This is a genomic window from Reyranella sp. (assembly GCF_965228225.1).
In the GTDB taxonomy this organism is placed as follows: Bacteria; Pseudomonadota; Alphaproteobacteria; order Reyranellales; family Reyranellaceae; genus Reyranella.
Genome location: NZ_OZ245801.1, coordinates 192657 through 208256 on the forward strand (window position 1 = coordinate 192657; position 15600 = coordinate 208256).

Here is a 15600-nt window from a genome sequence, read left to right on the forward strand (position 1 = left end):
CCGGCGCCTTTTTCTTGTCCGCTCTGCACGGAGCGCCCAACAAGTCGTGCACCTCAAACAATATACCCATCACCCGATGCATCGAGCATCGCGCCGGCGATGAGGGCAATTCGTCGGATAGAGGTCACAGCGCCGCCTGCAATCTCGTTCGACCGGGACCGTTGCGCCGAGATGGAAGAAGCCAGCGGACACGGTTGAACCGAACGCCAGTCCGATGGCCCCTCAAAGCGAGATCTGCCCCGACCGTGGCGACGTCTTCCGGCGCACAACTGGTCACCGACCTGCATGCGCCTTTGCGGTGAAGCCATCCCGTGCGAGTGCATTATGGCCCAAGGTGCAACCGGTGAGACGCGCCGAGGAGGCGACAGGCGGCGGATCTCACAGCATCGGCGGCGAGGGCAGGCTCACAAAAAGACTGCACGTCATCTGTCGGCCAGAAGGAGCCATCTCCGACATTGCGCGACGTCGTGGACTCTTTTGAGAATTTCCCGGATCATATGCTACTGAAACTAGCAGTGTAGCGCAAAGGGGTCTTGCAAGCGGAGAAGCGGCGGTTGCGGCACGTTTTTTGCTGTTCAACCGCGAGTGTCACAGGCGGATTCGCTTCAGCCCCATTGGCGCAGATGATTTCGCCGGCCAGGCTTCTGCACGGGCGGTCTCGGTCAATCTCTTGCGGGGCTCGAACGGGATGAATCGCAAGCAACGTCGAGCGAGTGGTCGAGCGTCAGCGACGAATCAGACATCGGGCGCCGGCATCCAGGACGTGTTCGCCGATGCCATTGGACATCATCAAGCCGGACGACTGGCCGAAGCCGCGCGTCGTTATCGTCAAATCCTCAGCGTCAGACCCGACTTCCCCGAAGCACTCAACAATCTCGGCAATATTCTCGCGAGCGCCTCGAGGTTGGACGATGCCGTGATGCATTATCGAAAGGCCCTCGAGCTCCGGCCGAACTACGCCGACGCTCACAGGAATCTGGGCGGTGCCCTGTTGCAACAGGGCAAGCTTGCTGATGCGGCGGCCAGTTACCGAAGGACCCTGCACCTTGGCGCGAACAACGTCGAGGTCTTGCTGAATCTGGGCAACATACTGGGCGAGTTGGGGAAGCCCGATGAGGCGATAGATTGCTACCGCAAAGCGCTCGTCGTCAGGGCGGACTTTCCGTTGGCGTACAACAACCTGGGAGTCACTCTCTGCGGTCTCGGCCGACTTGACGAGGCGATCGCTTGCTACCTGCGCGCGCTCCGGCTCGACCCGAATCTTGTCATGACCCTCAATAATCTTGCATCGGCGTTCATCGCACTGAGCAATCCCGCGGCGGCACTGGATGTCGCGAAACGATCCTTGCAGATCGCAGAATCAGACGACGCCAAAGCCATCTTTGTTTCCTGCCTCGGTCACGCGCAGGGCGTGGCGGACCAGCAGCTCCGACCGATCATCGTCCGCGCTCTGTCCGAGTGTTGGGGGTGGCCGCACGCCCTTGCGCGAGTCTGCATTGATCTCGTGAAGCTTGACCGCGACATCGCTGAATGCGTCGCACGAGCCGTTGAAGTCTGGCCTCGGCCACTGACGGCGCAAACGCTGTTCGGGGCAAACGGCCTTGCGGCCCTTGCTGCCGACTCGCTGCTGTCGGCTTTGCTCGATGCAGCGCCGATCTGCGACGTCGAGATCGAGCGCTTCTTGACGATGGCGCGTCGCGCCCTGCTCGATCATTTTCCCGAGATGAGCCAGTCCAGCGACGGGATTGGCTTCTACACTGCTCTGGCGCGGCAGTGCTTCATCAATGAGTATGTCTTTTCCGTCACTTCCGAAGAAGTTCGGAAGGCAGCTGATTTGCGAGTGCTGCTGGCGGCGGCGCTGGAGACCGGTGCGCCGGTGCCGCCTCAGTGGCTGGCGGTGGCGGCCGCCTACTTCCCGCTTTTCTCGCTTCCGCACTCCAATCGACTTCTGGAGAGAGAGTGGCCGGAGGAGATCTGGACAATACTGACGCAACAGGTCCGCGAGCTCGCGGAGGAGCAGGGCATAGGCGCCACTATTGTCCAGTTGACCGGCATCGAGGACGACGTCTCGCTTCTCGTTCAACGTCAGTATGAAGAAAATCCCTACCCACGCTGGATCAGGGTTCCCCTCCCTCCCAAGAAGGCAGACGGCATAGAGGAATATCTGCGTCAGATGTTTCCCTGGGCGGATCTCGACCGCTCACCGGAAAGCGGCAAACTGGAAATCCTGGTCGCGGGCTGCGGCACTGGCCAACAACCCCTCCGAACCGCGCGCCAATTCCCCAGGGCACGGATTCTGGCGATCGACCTGAGCAGAAGCAGCCTCGCCTATGCCATCAGGAAGACTCGCGAGTGGGGCGTATCGTCGATCGAATATGCCCAGGCGGACCTGCTGAAGCTGGGCTCGCTCGACAGACAGTTCGACGTCATCGAAGCCGGCGGAGTGCTCCACCATCTAGCCGATCCATGGATTGGATGGCGGGTGCTCTTGTCGCTCCTTCGTCCGGGCGGCTTCATGTTCGTCGGCCTCTACAGCAGCCTCGCGCGAGAACAACTGATCGAACTACGGAGATCCATTTCCGAGCAGGGCTATGGGACGACGGCGGAAGAGATACGCCGATGGCGCCAGGACTTCTTGAATGCAAACAATGGCGTTGGGGTCGCCGACGGACGCCCCTCGGATCTGTTCACCATCAGCAGTTGCCGCGATCTCCTGTTCCATGTTCAGGAGCACCACGTGACGCTGACCGAGATCGAGACGTTTCTCGGGGAGAATGATGTGACCTTTCTGGGATTCGACGTCGCCCCGGGCATTCTTCAATCCTACAGAGTGCGCTTCCCGGACGATCGCGCGGCGACCAACCTCACGCAATGGCAGGCTTTCGAGCGTGAGAATCCTGAAACGTTTGTCGGGATGTACCAATTCTGGATTCGGAAAAGGTAGGTGTTCTGCCTTCCACGTTGACGTTTGCGTGCGGAGACGGAGAAAGCCTCACTGGGAAGATCGCTCCGCACCGGCGCGCGTTCCGGCGTCAGCGGCGCATTTCTCCCTAGATCATGTACCCACCACCCGATGCATCGAGCATCGCGCCGGTGATGAACGACGACTCGTCCGACAGCAGCCACAGGACCGCCTGGGCGATCTCGGCCGAGGTGCCGACCCGGCGCATCGGAATGGAGGCCTCGATGCTGCTGCGGAAGGCCGGGTCGTTCAGCCGTCCCTCGGTCATCTCGGTCAGCACCATGCCGGGGCGCAGCGAATTCACGCGGATGCCTTCGGCCGCGACCTCGCGGGCGAAGCCCTTGGTGAAGGCGTCGACGGCGCCCTTGCTGGCGGCATAGGCTGAGGAGCCCGGCCGTCCGCCGAGCGTCGCCGCCATAGACGACACGTTGACGATCGAACCGCCCTTGCCGCCATGCCGGGTCGACATGCGCCGGGCCGCCTCGCGACAGCACAGCATCAGCCCGGTGACGTTGGTGGCGAACAGATTGGCCAGCACCTCGGCCTCGTATTCGTCGACCCGGCCGCGCTTTCCGTTGGTGCCGGCGCTGTTCACCAGATGGGTGATCGGCCCCAGCGCCTTCTCGGTCTCCTCGAACAGGCGCACGATGTCGGCCTCGCGCGCCATGTCGCCGGGCAGGGCGATGGCCTTGCCGCCCCCGGCCTCGATGTCGGCCACGACCTTCCTGGCCTGCGTGTCGCGGGTCCGGTAGTTGAGGGCGATGCCGTAGCCGCGGGTCGCGGCCTGGCGGGCGGTCTCGGCGCCGATGCCCGAGGCGCCGCCGGTGATCAGGAGGATTTTGCTCATGGCCCGATGGTATAGTGCCGGCCAGGATTCGGGAGGAAAATCATGAAGGCTGCCGTTCTGTTCAAGCCCAACGAGCCGCTGCAGGTCGTCGAATGCGAACTCGACCCGCCCAAGGCGATGGAAGTGCGCGTCAAGATGAAGGCGTCGGGCGTCTGCCAGAGCGACTGGCACATCATGAACGGCGACTGGCCGTCGCCGATGCCGATCGTGCCGGGCCATGAGGCCGCAGGTGAGATCCTCGAATGCGGGCCGGGCGTCACCACGGTGAAGCCGGGCGACCATGTGATCTTCTCGTTCCGCCCGCATTGCGGCCGCTGCCGCTACTGCACCCAGGGCCGCACGGTGCTGTGCATCGGCCGCGCCTCGGTGCCGCCGGGCTCGCAGTATGACGGCACGCTGCGGCTGAAGCACAAGGGCGAGGGCATCAACCAGATGGCCCGCATCGGCACCTTCGCCGAGGAGGTCGTGGTGCCGGAGGAGATGGTGATCCCGATCCGCAAGGACATGCCGTGGCCGCAGGCGGCCCTGGTCGGCTGCTGCGTGGCGACCGGCGTCGGCGCGGTGACGCGCCATGCCAAGATCGAGGCCGGCTCGACCGTGCTGGTGATCGGTTGCGGCGGCGTCGGCCTCAACGCCGTGCAGGGCGCCATGCTGTCGGGCGCCTCCAAGATCATCGCGGCCGACATCCTCGACAACAAGCTCGAGATGGCCAGGACCTTCGGCGCGACCCATACCGTCAACACCGCGACCGACAACGATCCGGTCAAGAAGGTGAAGGAGATCACCGGCGGCCTGGGCGTCGACTATTCCTTCGACGCGGTGTCGATCGGCGCCACGCAGGCGCTGGCCTTCGATGCGCTGGCGCCGGGCGGCCACGGCGTCGCGGTCGGCATCGCGGCGGCGACCGCGAAGGCGCAATACTCGCCGATGGCGATGGTGTTCGGCGAGAAGACGATGAGCGGCACCTTCTACGGTTCGGTGCGGCCCGATCTCGATTTCCCGGTGCTGGTCGACCACTACATGAACAAGCGCCTGAACATCGACGGCCTGATCAGCCGCACCTACAGGCTCGACGAGATCAACGAGGGCTTCAAGCGCATGATGGCGGGCGAGGTCGCGCGCGGCGTCGTGGTGTTCGACTAGCCGCCGGCCGCAAGGCGATGAGCACCCTCGACGAGTTCGGCCTGACGGAAGAGCAGGTCCTGATCCGGCGCAACGTCGCCGAGTTGCTGGCCCGCGTGTTGCCGCCGGAGGAGATCCGGCGGCTCGACGAGGAGTCGGCGTTTCCGCACGCCGCCTTCGAGGCGCTGGCCGAGGCCGGCTACATGGCGCTGCCCTACGATCCCGCCTATGGCGGCATGGGCGGCAGCCGCAAGGATCTCGTCGTGCTGGTCGAGGCGCTGGCGCGTCACTACAGCGGCGCCTCCTCGCTCTACCTGCCGACGGTCGTCTATGGCGGCATGCATCTGCAGCTCACGGCGGGCGAGCACTTGAGGCGGCGCTATCTGCCCGAGATCTGCGCCGGCAGGCTCAAGTCGGCTTTCGCTCTCTCCGAGCCCGATACGGGATCGGACGCGTCGGGCATCAAGACGCGCGCGGTACGCGACGGCAACGGCTATCGCCTCACCGGCCAGAAGCTCTACATCAGCGCCGCCCACGTCGCCGACTATCTGATGGTGGTGGCCAAGACCGACAGCGAGGCGCGGCACAAGGGCGTGACCCTGTTCTGGGTCGATGCGCGTGCCGCCGGTCTCACCATGAAGCCGCTGCCGACGCTCGGTCGGCGCACCACGCATGCCAACGAGATCTTCTTCGACGGCGTGTTCGTGCCGGCCGACCATGTGATCGGCGAGGAGAATCGCGGCTGGTCTGGCCTGATGAAGGGGCTGAACCTCGAGCGGCTCTGTCTCGCGGCGCAAGCCTGCGGCAACATGCATTTCGCCATCGAGTACGCCAAGCGCTACGCCCAGGAGCGCGTGCAGTTCGGCCAGCCGATCTCGAAGTTCCAGGCGATCCAGCACAAGTTCGCCGACATGCGCATCGCGCTGCGCACGACCCAGGCGCTGACCTATCGCCTGGCCGACATGCTCGATGCCGGGCTCGATCCCGTCGAGGAGACGGCGATCGCCAAGATCCAGGGCACCGACGGCGAATTCAAATGCGCCCATCTCGCCATGGAGATCATGGGCGGCGCCGGCTACACGATGGCACACGACATCCAGCGCCTGTTCCGCGACGTGCGGGTCGGTTCGATCGGCGGCGGCACCAACGACATCCAGCGCAACACCATCGCCAAGATGATGGGCCTCTGAGGTGCGCAAGATCGGTACAGCCCTCCCCTTGGGGAGGCGAGCAGCGCCGTCTCGAAGGGTGACTTCAAGAGCGATGTGCCTGTTGCGCACCCTCCGAGACGCACCCCTGCGGGGCGCTCCTCAGGGGCTGGCCGGAAATGAATTGAATCGATTCAAGCACTTACCTCATCCTGAGGAGCGCCGCGAAGCGGCGCGTCTCGAAGGATGGGCAACAGGCAGGTGCGCGTTCCCACCCTTCGAGACGCATCGCTGCGCGATGCTCCTCAGGGTGAGGTTATCGGGGCTGTTTATGGCCTCTTGTTTTAGCTGCATTCATTTCGAGTCAGGCTTGCAGGGTGAGGCCGGTCGTTTGCCGGTGAGCGCTTAGTGCGCAAGATCGGCGACGCGTCGTTCTTCCGCATCGTCGATCGACTGCTGGAGCCCGGCACGACGCGCGTGCCGCGCACCGCCTGGAGCATCGAGGGCGTCGAGTGGCAGCGCGAGCGGCACTCCTACGCCGGCGCCAGCCATGGCTTCACGGTCGAGGTCACCACCGGGCGCAAGACGGGCATCGCGCCGTGGACGATGATCGTGGTGAAGGAATACTGGCGCTCGGGGCGGGGCGACGAGCTGAAGGCGCATCAGTGGGCGCATATCGAGGCCGGCCGCCGCGCCGATGTCGTGGCCTGGCTCGAGCGGCAGGAACGCCGGCTGGAAGGCGCCTGAGACGCAAGCGGCGCGCAACTTTTCAGTCCTTGCGAAGCGCGGACGAGCACAAACGGTGACCATCGATGCGACCCTTTGAATCGCCTTGCGAGCCTTGCCCTGCCGGTCTAAACCCGGTCGCACCCTCGGTGCCGGACCTCGGAATGGCGCCAGTATTTCAAGATTTCGCCGTAATTACAGAGACTTAACTCAATGCTGTCGCGCGTCATCGGGCTATTTTCGGCGGACATGGGTATCGACCTCGGTACGGCGAACACGCTGGTCTATGTGAAGGGTCGAGGCATCGTTCTCAACGAGCCGTCGGTCGTGGCCCTCACCACGCAGAGCGGCAAGCGTCAGGTCCTCGCCGTCGGCGAGGAGGCCAAGATGATGCTGGGCCGTACGCCCGGCAACATCCAGGCGATCCGCCCGCTGCGCGACGGCGTCATCGCCGATTTCGAAGTCGCCGAGGCGATGATCAAGCACTTCATCTCGAAGGTGCACAATCGCCGCAGCTTCGCCCATCCGCAGATCGTGGTCTGCGTGCCCTCCGGCTCCACCGCCGTCGAGCGCCGCGCCATCCAGGAATCGGCCGAGAGCGCCGGCGCCCGCAAGGTCTGGCTGATCGAGGAGCCGATGGCCGCCGCGATCGGCGCCGGCCTGCCGGTGACCGAGCCCACCGGTTCGATGGTCGTCGACATCGGCGGCGGCACGACCGAGGTGGCCGTGCTGTCGCTGGGCGGCATCGTCTATCCGCGCTCCGTGCGCGTCGGCGGCGACAAGATGGACGAGGCGATCATCGCCTACATCCGCCGCAACCATAACCTCCTGGTCGGCGAAAGCTCTGCCGAGCGCATCAAGAAGACCATCGCCTCCGCCTGCCCGCCCGACGACGGCGAAGGCCGGACGATGGAGATCAAGGGCCGCGACCTGATGAACGGCGTCCCGAAGGAACTGGTCATCACCGAGCGGCAGATCGCCGAGAGCCTGCAGGAGCCGGTGAGCGCCATCGTCGAGGCCGTGAAGGTCGCGCTGGAGAACACCGCGCCGGAACTGGCTGCCGACATCGTCGACAAGGGCATCGTGCTCACGGGCGGTGGGGCGCTGCTCGCCAACATGGACACCGTGCTGCGCCAGGCGACCGGCCTGCCGGTCTCGGTGGCCGAGGATCCGCTGCTCTGCGTGGCCCTTGGCACGGGCCATGCTGTCGAAAACATCGTGCGACTGCGCGGCGTCCTTTCGTCGATGTACTAACAGGTCACGCCGCCGCCCGCTTGGGTTAGAATGGGCAGGAAATGGCGATTCGGGACGACTTCGAGGTAGTCGCGAGCCAAGTGCGCACCGTGGTGCAGCGCTTCGCCCTGGGCCTGCTCGTGATCGTCACCTTCGGTGTCATGCTGGTCGGCAAGGCCGACACCGTTCTGGTCGAACATGCAAGGGTTCTCGCGCTCGACATGGTGAGCCCGGTGCTGGAGGCGATTGCCCGGCCGGTCGCCTACGCCAACCGCGCCATCGCCGATCTTCGCGAATTCGCCTCGCTGCGCGAGGAGAACGCGCGACTGCGCGAGGAGAATGCCCGCCTGCTGGCCTGGCAGACGGCGGCGCGGCGGTTGGAGAACGAGAACGAGGGGCTGCGCAGCCTCGCCAGGTTCCGCGAGGGGCCCGAGGCCTCCTTCATTACCGCCCGCCTGGTGGGCGACAGCGTCAGCGCCTATATGCGCGGCGCACTCCTGAATGTCGGCCGCCGGGTCGGCGTGGCGGCCGGACAGGCGGTGGTCACCGGCGAGGGACTGGCCGGGCGCATCGCCGAGGTCGGCGAGAACAGCTCGCGCGTCCTGTTCGTGACCGACGTCAATTCGCGCCTGCCCGTGCTGGTCGAGCGCACCCGCGAGCGGGCCATCCTGGCGGGCGATAATTCGCCGCGGCTGCGCCTCACCCTGCTGCCCAGCATCGCCGGCGTGCAGACCGGCGACCGCATCATCACCTCGGGCCATGGCGGCAGCTTCCCGGTCGGCATACCGGTCGGGGAGGTCGTCGAGACCACCGACGGCAGCGTCCGCGTCCGGCCCTTCACCGATTTCTCGCGCCTCGAGTTCGTTCGCGTCGTGGACTACGGCGTGACCGGCCTGGTCGGAACCACGATCCCGGCACCGGCCGCGGCGCCCGCGGGCGTGCGGGTTCGCTGACATGCGCGCCGACAGCAGCCTCGCCATTCTCGACCGCTGGGGCCGTGCCGCCCTCCCAGGCACGGTCCTGCTGTTCTTCGTGCTGCTGACCCTGGCCCCCCTGCGCGCACCCTATCTTTCGGATGCCCTGCCGCTGCTGCCGATCCTGGTGGTGTTCCAGTTCAGCCTGGCGACACCCGAGCGGCTGCCGGGGCCGTTGCTGCTGGTGATGGGCATCCTGCTCGACCTGCTGCTGGGCGGCCCGGGCGCGCCCGTCGGCATCAGCGCTCTGGGCTTCATCCTTGTGCGCGCCGCCGTCATCGGCAATCGCCGCTATCTGGTGGGTGTTCCGTTCCTGTTCCAGTGGATCGGCTTCTGCATCCTGTGCTGGGGATACGTCGCGCTGGTCTGGGCCTTCACGACCCTGTGGATGTGGACGGCCATCGATCCGGTTCCCGCGATGTTGCAGTATATCGTGGTGATCGTGATCTACCCGCTGCTGGCTCCGCTGCTCGCCCGTGTGCGTGCCCGTGACCCCCTGAACGTGCCCGAGCTGTCGCGCGGCTCGGCGCGGCCCGGCGAGACGACGACATGAAGCATTTCCGCCCATGAAACATTTCCGAAAGGGTGACGGCGAACGCAGCGGTCTCTTCACCCGCCGGGCCCTGCTGCTGGGCGGGGCGCAGGCCGTCCTGCTGACCGCGCTGGCCGGCCGCCTCTACCAGCTCCAGGTCGTCGAGACCGATCGCTTCTCCTCGATGGCCGAAGAGAACCGCGTCAGCATGCGCCTGCTGCCGCCGTCGCGCGGACTGATCTTCGACCGCGGCGGCGTGCCGCTGGCGGTGAACCGCAACAATTTCCGCGCCATGGCGGCATCGGAGCGCGGGCGCGGCGTCGATGTCCTGGTCGAGCGCCTCGACCAGATCCTGACCCTGGGCGATGCCGAGAAGACACGCCTGCTGCGCGAGCTGCGCCGCAATCGCAACGCACAGCCTGTCGTGGTGCGCGAGAACCTCGCCTGGGAGGAGGTCGCCCGCCTCGAATTCAACGCCCCCGACCTGCCCGGCGTGTTCATCGATCTCGGCCAGTCGCGCGACTATCCCGAGGGCGACCTGATGAGCCACATCGTGGGCTATACCGGGCGCGTCGCCGACGAGGACCTGGCCGGGCGCGACGATCCGGTGCTGCAGCTCGCGACCATGCGATTCGGCAAGAAGGGCGTCGAGCGCTCGCTCGAGGACGATCTGCGCGGCCGGGCCGGTGCCGTCCAGGTCGAGGTCAACGCGGTGGGTCGGGTCGTGCGCGAACTCGACCGTACCGAGGGCCAGCCGGGCGCCAATGCGCTGCTCACCATCGACCTCGACATCCAGCGCTTCGCGGCCGAGAAGATGAAGGAGCACCAGAGCGGCTCGGTGGTGGTGCTCGACGTCATCACCGGCGACGTGATCGCCATGGTGTCGACGCCCGGCTTCGATCCCTCGACCTTCGCGCGCGGCATCACGCAGGCGGAGTGGCGCGACCTGCTCGACAATCCCGAAAGGCCCTTGCACAACAAGGCGATCGCCGGCGTCTATCCGCCGGGTTCGACCTACAAGATGGTGACGGCTCTGGCCGCGCTCGACGCCAAGGTGATCGACCCCTGGACGCGCCTGCCGTGCCCCGGCTACCTCGAGCTGGGCAAGATCAAGTTCCATTGCTGGCTGAAGGGCGGCCACGGCTCGACCAACGTCTCCGAGGCGATCGCCATGTCGTGCGACTGCTTCTTCTACGAGGCAGCGCGCCGGGCCGGCATCGATCGCGTCAGCGACATGGCCCAGCGCCTGGGCTTCGGCAAGGTGAGCGAACTCGGCCTGCCCGGCGAATCGGCGGCAAACCAGCCGACCCGTGCCTGGAAGCAGGAGAAGATCGGCAAGGCCTGGCAGCACGGCGACACCTTCAACCTCGGCATCGGCCAGGGCTTCATGACCGCGACGCCGCTGCAGCTCGCCATCATGACCGCGCGCCTCGCCAATGGCGGCTACGAGGTCCAGCCCAACCTGCTGCTGGCCAAGGCCACGCCGCGCGAGGAGCTGGCGCCGCCGGCGCCGCGCACCAAGCCCAATGCGCCGTCGCTGCGCCTGAACCCGCAGCATCTCGCCGTGATCCGGCAGGGCATGTCGGACGTGGTCAATACCGGCCATGGCACGGCCAATGCGCTGCGCGCCAAGCAGCCGGAGTTCACCTACGCCGGCAAGACCGGCACCGCCCAGGTCAAGCGCATCACCGAGCGCGAGCGCGAAATGGGCATCACCCAGGCCTCGTTGCCCTGGCACCTGCGCCACCATGCGCTCTTCGTCTGCTACGGCCCGGTCGACAATCCGCGCTATGCCTGCGCCGTCATCGTCGAGCATGGACAGGCGGGCGGCGCCACGGCGGGGCCGATCGGCCGCGACGTGCTGATCGAGACGATGAAACGCGACCCGTCGCGCCGCACCGACCGCTTCAAGAAAATGGCGTCGCGATGAGTCTCGCCTCGATGGGCAGCGGCCCGTCGCTCGACGCGCCGGCACCGATCGGCTTCGCCGAGAAGATCTGGCGCATCAACTGGGGCCTCGTGCTGGTGCTGACGGCGATCGCCGGCGTGGGCGTGCTGGCGCTCTATTCGGCGGCCGGCGGGCGCTTCGAGCCGTGGGCGGCGCGCCATGCGGTGCGTTACGGTTCGGCCCTGGCGCTGATGCTGGTGGTGGCGCTGGTCCACCCCAAGGTCTGGCTGACGCTCGCCTGGCCGATCTACATCGTGTCCGTGCTGATGCTGGTGGCCGTCGACGTGATCGGCAAGATCGGCATGGGCGCCCAGCGCTGGCTGGTGATCGGCCCGCTGCAGATCCAGCCCTCGGAGATCGCCAAGGTGGCGGTGATCCTGGTGATCGCCCGCTATTACCACGGGCTGCGGCGCGAGCAGGCCGGCCAGTTCCTCTACACGCTCCCGCCGCTCGCCATGATCCTGGTCGTGGTCGGCCTCGTGATGGTCCAGCCCGACCTCGGCACCGCCATGATGGTGCTGATGGGCGGCGGCGCGCTCCTGTTCGTGGCGGGGGTGCGAATCTGGATGTTCCTGGCGGCCGGCATCAGCGCCGTGGCCTGCCTGCCGATCGCCTGGTCGCTGATGCACGAGTATCAGAAGAAGCGGGTGCTGACCTTCCTCGATCCCGACCGCGATCCCCTGGGGGCCGGCTATCACATCACCCAGTCCAAGATCGCCATCGGCTCGGGCGGCATGTTCGGCAAGGGCTTCCTGAAGGGCACGCAATCGTCCCTGAACTTCCTGCCCGAGAAGCAGACCGACTTCATCTTCACGACCTTCGTCGAGGAGTGGGGCATGGCCGGCGCCCTCGTGCTGCTCGGCCTGTTCGCGCTGGTCGTGGTCTGGGGCTTCTCCATCGCCTTCCGCAGCCAGCATCATTTCGGCCGCCTGCTGGCGCTCGGCGTCACGGCGATGCTGTTCCTCTACATGTTCATCAACACCGCCATGGTGATGGGGATGCTGCCGGTCGTCGGCGTGCCGCTGCCGCTGGTCAGCAACGGCGGCACCGCGCTCGTGTCGGTGATGTTCGCCTGCGGCCTGCTGATCGGGGTCAATGTCTACCGCGATGCGCAACTACCCCGTACCCGATAGGCCGATCTGAAAATTCTCTCCAACGAGGCTATCGACAAGGCGGAACAGCCTTGGTATAGCCGCCGCCTTCCGGGCAATGACCCTGCTAGGCAGTGGGGGCGCATAGCTCAGTTGGTAGAGCAGCTGACTCTTAATCAGCTTGTCCCAGGTTCGAGCCCTGGTGCGCCCACCAATGCCCGTGAGTTCTCACAAATGGATTCCGCCGGTCTCCGGCCGCCTTCAGAAGAGCGGCAGGGGATCTGAAGCCGCGCGCCTTGCCTCCGCGGCGGGAACGCCCAGGGCCCGCAGGATCGCCTCGGTCACCCGCGTCGCATGGCCCTTGCGGGCGGTGCCGAGGGCGATGTTGCGCATCCCTTCCATGGTGGCGCCGATCACCAGATCGAGTGCCGCCGCCGCATCGCCGGCGGCGAACTCGCCCGACCGCAAGCCCTTGCGCAGTTCCGTCGCCACGAAGCCCGTGATCGTCTTGCGAAAGTCGGGATCGATCGAGGCGACGTCGAGGATCAGCAGCGCCCAGCGCGGCGTGGTCTCGGCCAGCCCGAGATAGCGCCGGCAGCCGGCGGCCATCTGTTCCGTGGCGGTCTTCAGCTGGGCCCGCCCCGGCGCGCTGCGGGCGCGGATGGTCCCGGCGATCTCGACGGCGACGGCGCTCACGATCTCGGCCTTGCTGCGGAAATGATTGTAGACGGTGCCGACGGTCACGTCGGCGGTGGCGGCGATTTCCGGCAGGGATGTCGCGGCGACGCCGCGCGCGGAGAAGGCCTCGATCGCCGAGCCGATCAGCAGGCGCCGTGTGCGTTCCCGCTTCGCGAGTCGCGTTCCCGGCGGAGCGGGCTGCAGGAGGTCGGGCAGGGGCTCGAGCTTCATTGATTTAAATATACTTGTCGTTCATTTTTGGATGGACCATACAATTTGCCGGGGGAGTGTCTTCCAGTATCGGGCGTTACCATGACCTTTCACAAGGAACAGAAACCGGATCCGGCGCGACGGGCTTTCCTCGCCGCCGCCTCGGGCGTCGCCGCGGCCTCGCTCCTGGGGCCTTCCCTCGCGGGCGTGGCACGGGCGCAGGGACAGCCGGCCGCGCCGGCCGTCATTCCCGCCTCGGGCAGCCGGGGCGCCCGGCCCAACATCCTCTTCGTTTTCACGGATCAGGAGCGTTATCACGCCAAGTGGCCCCAGGGCCTGTCGCTGCCGGGACATGACCGCCTGCAGAGCCGGGGAGTGACGTTCACCAACCACCAGTGTCCGGCGACGATGTGCACTTCGTCGCGCTCGGTGATGATGACGGGGCTGCAGACTCCCGACAATGGCATGTTCGAGAATCTCGACGTGCCGTGGATGCACGATCTGCCGCTTTCGACGCCGACCCTCGGGCATATGCTGCGCAAGGCCGGGTATTACACCGCCTACAAGGGCAAGTGGCATCTCAGCAAGGCGGCCGACACGCGCGAGATCGGCTCGTTCATGACGGCCGAGATGGAGAAGTACGGCTTCGCCGACAACTTCTCGCCGGGCGACCTGATCGGCCATACGCTGGGCGGCTACGGCTTCGACCATCTCACCGCCGGCAGCGCCATCAACTGGCTGCGCACCTCGGGGCGGCCGCTGTCGGACCAGGACAAGCCGTGGTGCATGACGGTGAGCTTCGTCAATCCGCACGATGTCATGTACTTCAACACGGACGCGCCCGGCGAGAGCGTGCAGGACAGCGGCAAGCTGCGCATGCATGCCGCCCGCGCGCCCGAGCACGCCCTCTACAGGAACAGCTGGGACGTGCCGGTCCCCGCGACGCTGCGCCAGCCGTTCGACGCGCCGGGACGGCCGGCGGCGCACCGCGAGTTCGATCGCGTCTGGGACTATATCCTGGGCGACATCCCGCTCGAGGACGTTCGCTGGAAGCGGTTCAACGATTACTACATCAACTGCATCCGCAACGTGGACCGGTCGATGGAGGCGCTGTTCGCCGAACTCGATGCGCTGGGCCTGGCCGACTCCACCATCATCGTCTTCACGGCCGACCATGGCGAGATGGCCGGCGCGCACGGGCTGCGCGGCAAGGGACCCTTCGCCTATCGCGAGACCAATCACCTGCCGATGCAGATCGTCCATCCCGACGTGAAGGGCGGGCAGGCCTGCCAGGCCCTGTCGAGCCACATCGACATCGTGCCGACGCTTCTGTCGATGGCCGGTGTGAAGCCGGGGCAGGTGGGCGAACTCGCCGGCCGCGAGCTGCCGGGCCGCGACCTGTCCGCCGTGCTCGCCAATCCCGGCAGCCAGGCCGTCGACGCGGTGCGGCCCGCAACGCTGTTCACCTACAGCGGCCTCGCCAGCAACGATGCCGCCGTCTTCGACTTCGCCGCCAAGGCGGTGATGGCCGGCAAGGACCCGAAGGAAGAGGCCAAGCGGGAGGGCTTCAAGCCCGATCTCCGCAAGCGCGGCCACGTGCGGTCGGCCTTCGACGGCCGCTACCGGTTCACGCGCTATTTCTCGCCGCTCGACCACAACAGCCCGAAGAACCTCGACGAGCTATTCAAGTGGAACGACGTCGAGCTGTTCGACCTGTCGGCCGACCCGACCGAAGTGAACAACCTCGCGGTCGACCGAGCGGCCCATGCGAACCTCCTCACCACCATGAACGGCAAGCTCGAGGCGGTGATCAAGCTCGAGATCGGCAAGGACGACGGCCGTGAGCTGCCGAACATCGCGGGCATCGATTGGGGTGTCGACAAGATCGATCTCTAGGATCTCTCCGAACAAGCTGAGATCACACCACCAGCCTCATGCTGAGGAGGCTGCGGAGCAGCCGTCTCGAAGCATGGGCACGAGCACCGCGTTTGTTGCCCATCCTTCGAGACGCGGCCCTGCGTACCGCTCCTCAGGATGAGGTGGGTGGTTGATCGATCTGCATCGGAAAGGCTCTAGGGATCGACGGTCGATACGGGAAAGGCCCCGCTCGGGAAGGCGGGGCTTTTTCT

The 15600-nt window shown here is 66.2% G+C and carries 12 protein-coding genes and 1 tRNA gene; 11 read left to right on the plus strand and 2 right to left on the minus strand.

Annotation, left to right across the window (positions count from 1 at the left end):
• The first annotated feature begins 568 nt into the window (after window positions 1-568).
• The gene (locus ACO07K_RS00900) at window positions 569-2944 is read left to right on the plus strand and encodes a tetratricopeptide repeat protein (RefSeq protein ID WP_422034045.1); all 2376 of its coding nucleotides are present in this window, start codon (window positions 569-571) and stop codon (window positions 2942-2944) included.
• Window positions 2945-3050: 106 nt separating this feature from the next.
• On the opposite strand, the gene ACO07K_RS00905 is transcribed toward ACO07K_RS00900, so the two are convergent.
• Entirely contained in the window at window positions 3051-3809 is a 759-nt protein-coding gene (locus ACO07K_RS00905; RefSeq protein WP_422034046.1) for an SDR family oxidoreductase, read from the minus strand.
• A 42-nt stretch (window positions 3810-3851) separates the two neighbouring features.
• Between ACO07K_RS00905 and ACO07K_RS00910 the strand changes: the two genes are divergently transcribed.
• The 9 genes from ACO07K_RS00910 (at window position 3852) to ACO07K_RS00950 (ending at window position 12797) form a co-directional block, all read left to right on the plus strand.
• Complete coding sequence (locus ACO07K_RS00910; protein ID WP_422034047.1) at window positions 3852-4952, plus strand: Zn-dependent alcohol dehydrogenase; 1101 nt, start codon at window positions 3852-3854, stop codon at window positions 4950-4952.
• 17 nt (window positions 4953-4969) lie between these two features.
• On the plus strand, window positions 4970-6121 hold the full coding sequence (locus tag ACO07K_RS00915; protein ID WP_422034048.1) for an acyl-CoA dehydrogenase family protein: 1152 nt from the start codon (window positions 4970-4972) through the stop codon (window positions 6119-6121).
• Between the two features lie 366 nt (window positions 6122-6487).
• Window positions 6488-6826: a hypothetical protein gene (locus ACO07K_RS00920; RefSeq protein WP_422034049.1), complete on the plus strand. Its 339-nt coding sequence runs from the start codon at window positions 6488-6490 to the stop codon at window positions 6824-6826.
• A gap of 192 nt (window positions 6827-7018) precedes the next feature.
• The gene (locus tag ACO07K_RS00925; RefSeq protein WP_068189726.1) at window positions 7019-8059 is read left to right on the plus strand and encodes a rod shape-determining protein; all 1041 of its coding nucleotides are present in this window, start codon (window positions 7019-7021) and stop codon (window positions 8057-8059) included.
• A gap of 41 nt (window positions 8060-8100) precedes the next feature.
• Window positions 8101-8991 (plus strand): rod shape-determining protein MreC, encoded by an 891-nt coding sequence (gene mreC, locus ACO07K_RS00930; RefSeq protein WP_422034050.1) that lies wholly within the window; start codon window positions 8101-8103, stop codon window positions 8989-8991.
• Between the two features lies 1 nt (window position 8992).
• Window positions 8993-9565, plus strand: coding sequence for a hypothetical protein (locus ACO07K_RS00935; RefSeq protein ID WP_422034051.1), 573 nt, complete (start codon window positions 8993-8995; stop codon window positions 9563-9565).
• Between the two features lie 13 nt (window positions 9566-9578).
• Complete coding sequence (gene mrdA / locus ACO07K_RS00940) at window positions 9579-11474, plus strand: penicillin-binding protein 2 (RefSeq protein WP_422034052.1); 1896 nt, start codon at window positions 9579-9581, stop codon at window positions 11472-11474.
• Window positions 11471-12625 carry a rod shape-determining protein RodA gene (gene rodA, locus ACO07K_RS00945; protein ID WP_422034053.1) on the plus strand — a complete coding sequence of 385 codons (1155 nt, stop codon included), beginning with the start codon at window positions 11471-11473 and terminating at the stop codon, window positions 12623-12625. The genes mrdA and rodA overlap by 4 nt, the downstream gene beginning before the upstream one ends.
• 96 nt (window positions 12626-12721) lie before the next feature.
• Window positions 12722-12797, plus strand: a tRNA-Lys gene (locus ACO07K_RS00950).
• A gap of 47 nt (window positions 12798-12844) precedes the next feature.
• Here ACO07K_RS00950 and ACO07K_RS00955 read toward each other — a convergent pair.
• Window positions 12845-13492, minus strand: coding sequence for a TetR/AcrR family transcriptional regulator (locus ACO07K_RS00955; RefSeq protein ID WP_422034054.1), 648 nt, complete (start codon window positions 13490-13492; stop codon window positions 12845-12847).
• A gap of 81 nt (window positions 13493-13573) precedes the next feature.
• Between ACO07K_RS00955 and ACO07K_RS00960 the strand changes: the two genes are divergently transcribed.
• Window positions 13574-15367 carry a sulfatase-like hydrolase/transferase gene (locus ACO07K_RS00960; protein ID WP_422034055.1) on the plus strand — a complete coding sequence of 598 codons (1794 nt, stop codon included), beginning with the start codon at window positions 13574-13576 and terminating at the stop codon, window positions 15365-15367.
• Window positions 15368-15600 lie beyond the last annotated feature (233 nt).

Bases quoted from the DNA above. Each gene is read 5' to 3' on its own strand.
- ACO07K_RS00910 (WP_422034047.1), top strand. From the start codon at position 3,852: ATGAAGGCTGCCGTTCTGTTCAAGCCCAACGAGCCGCTGCAGGTCGTC.
- ACO07K_RS00925 (WP_068189726.1), top strand. From the start codon at position 7,019: ATGCTGTCGCGCGTCATCGGGCTATTTTCGGCGGACATGGGTATCGAC.
- ACO07K_RS00955 (WP_422034054.1), bottom strand. From the start codon at position 13,492: ATGAAGCTCGAGCCCCTGCCCGACCTCCTGCAGCCCGCTCCGCCGGGA.
- ACO07K_RS00960 (WP_422034055.1), top strand. From the start codon at position 13,574: ATGACCTTTCACAAGGAACAGAAACCGGATCCGGCGCGACGGGCTTTC.
- ACO07K_RS00915 (WP_422034048.1), top strand. From the start codon at position 4,970: ATGAGCACCCTCGACGAGTTCGGCCTGACGGAAGAGCAGGTCCTGATC.
- ACO07K_RS00935 (WP_422034051.1), top strand. From the start codon at position 8,993: ATGCGCGCCGACAGCAGCCTCGCCATTCTCGACCGCTGGGGCCGTGCC.
- mrdA (WP_422034052.1), top strand. From the start codon at position 9,579: ATGAAACATTTCCGAAAGGGTGACGGCGAACGCAGCGGTCTCTTCACC.
- mreC (WP_422034050.1), top strand. From the start codon at position 8,101: ATGGCGATTCGGGACGACTTCGAGGTAGTCGCGAGCCAAGTGCGCACC.
- ACO07K_RS00905 (WP_422034046.1), bottom strand. From the start codon at position 3,809: ATGAGCAAAATCCTCCTGATCACCGGCGGCGCCTCGGGCATCGGCGCC.
- rodA (WP_422034053.1), top strand. From the start codon at position 11,471: ATGAGTCTCGCCTCGATGGGCAGCGGCCCGTCGCTCGACGCGCCGGCA.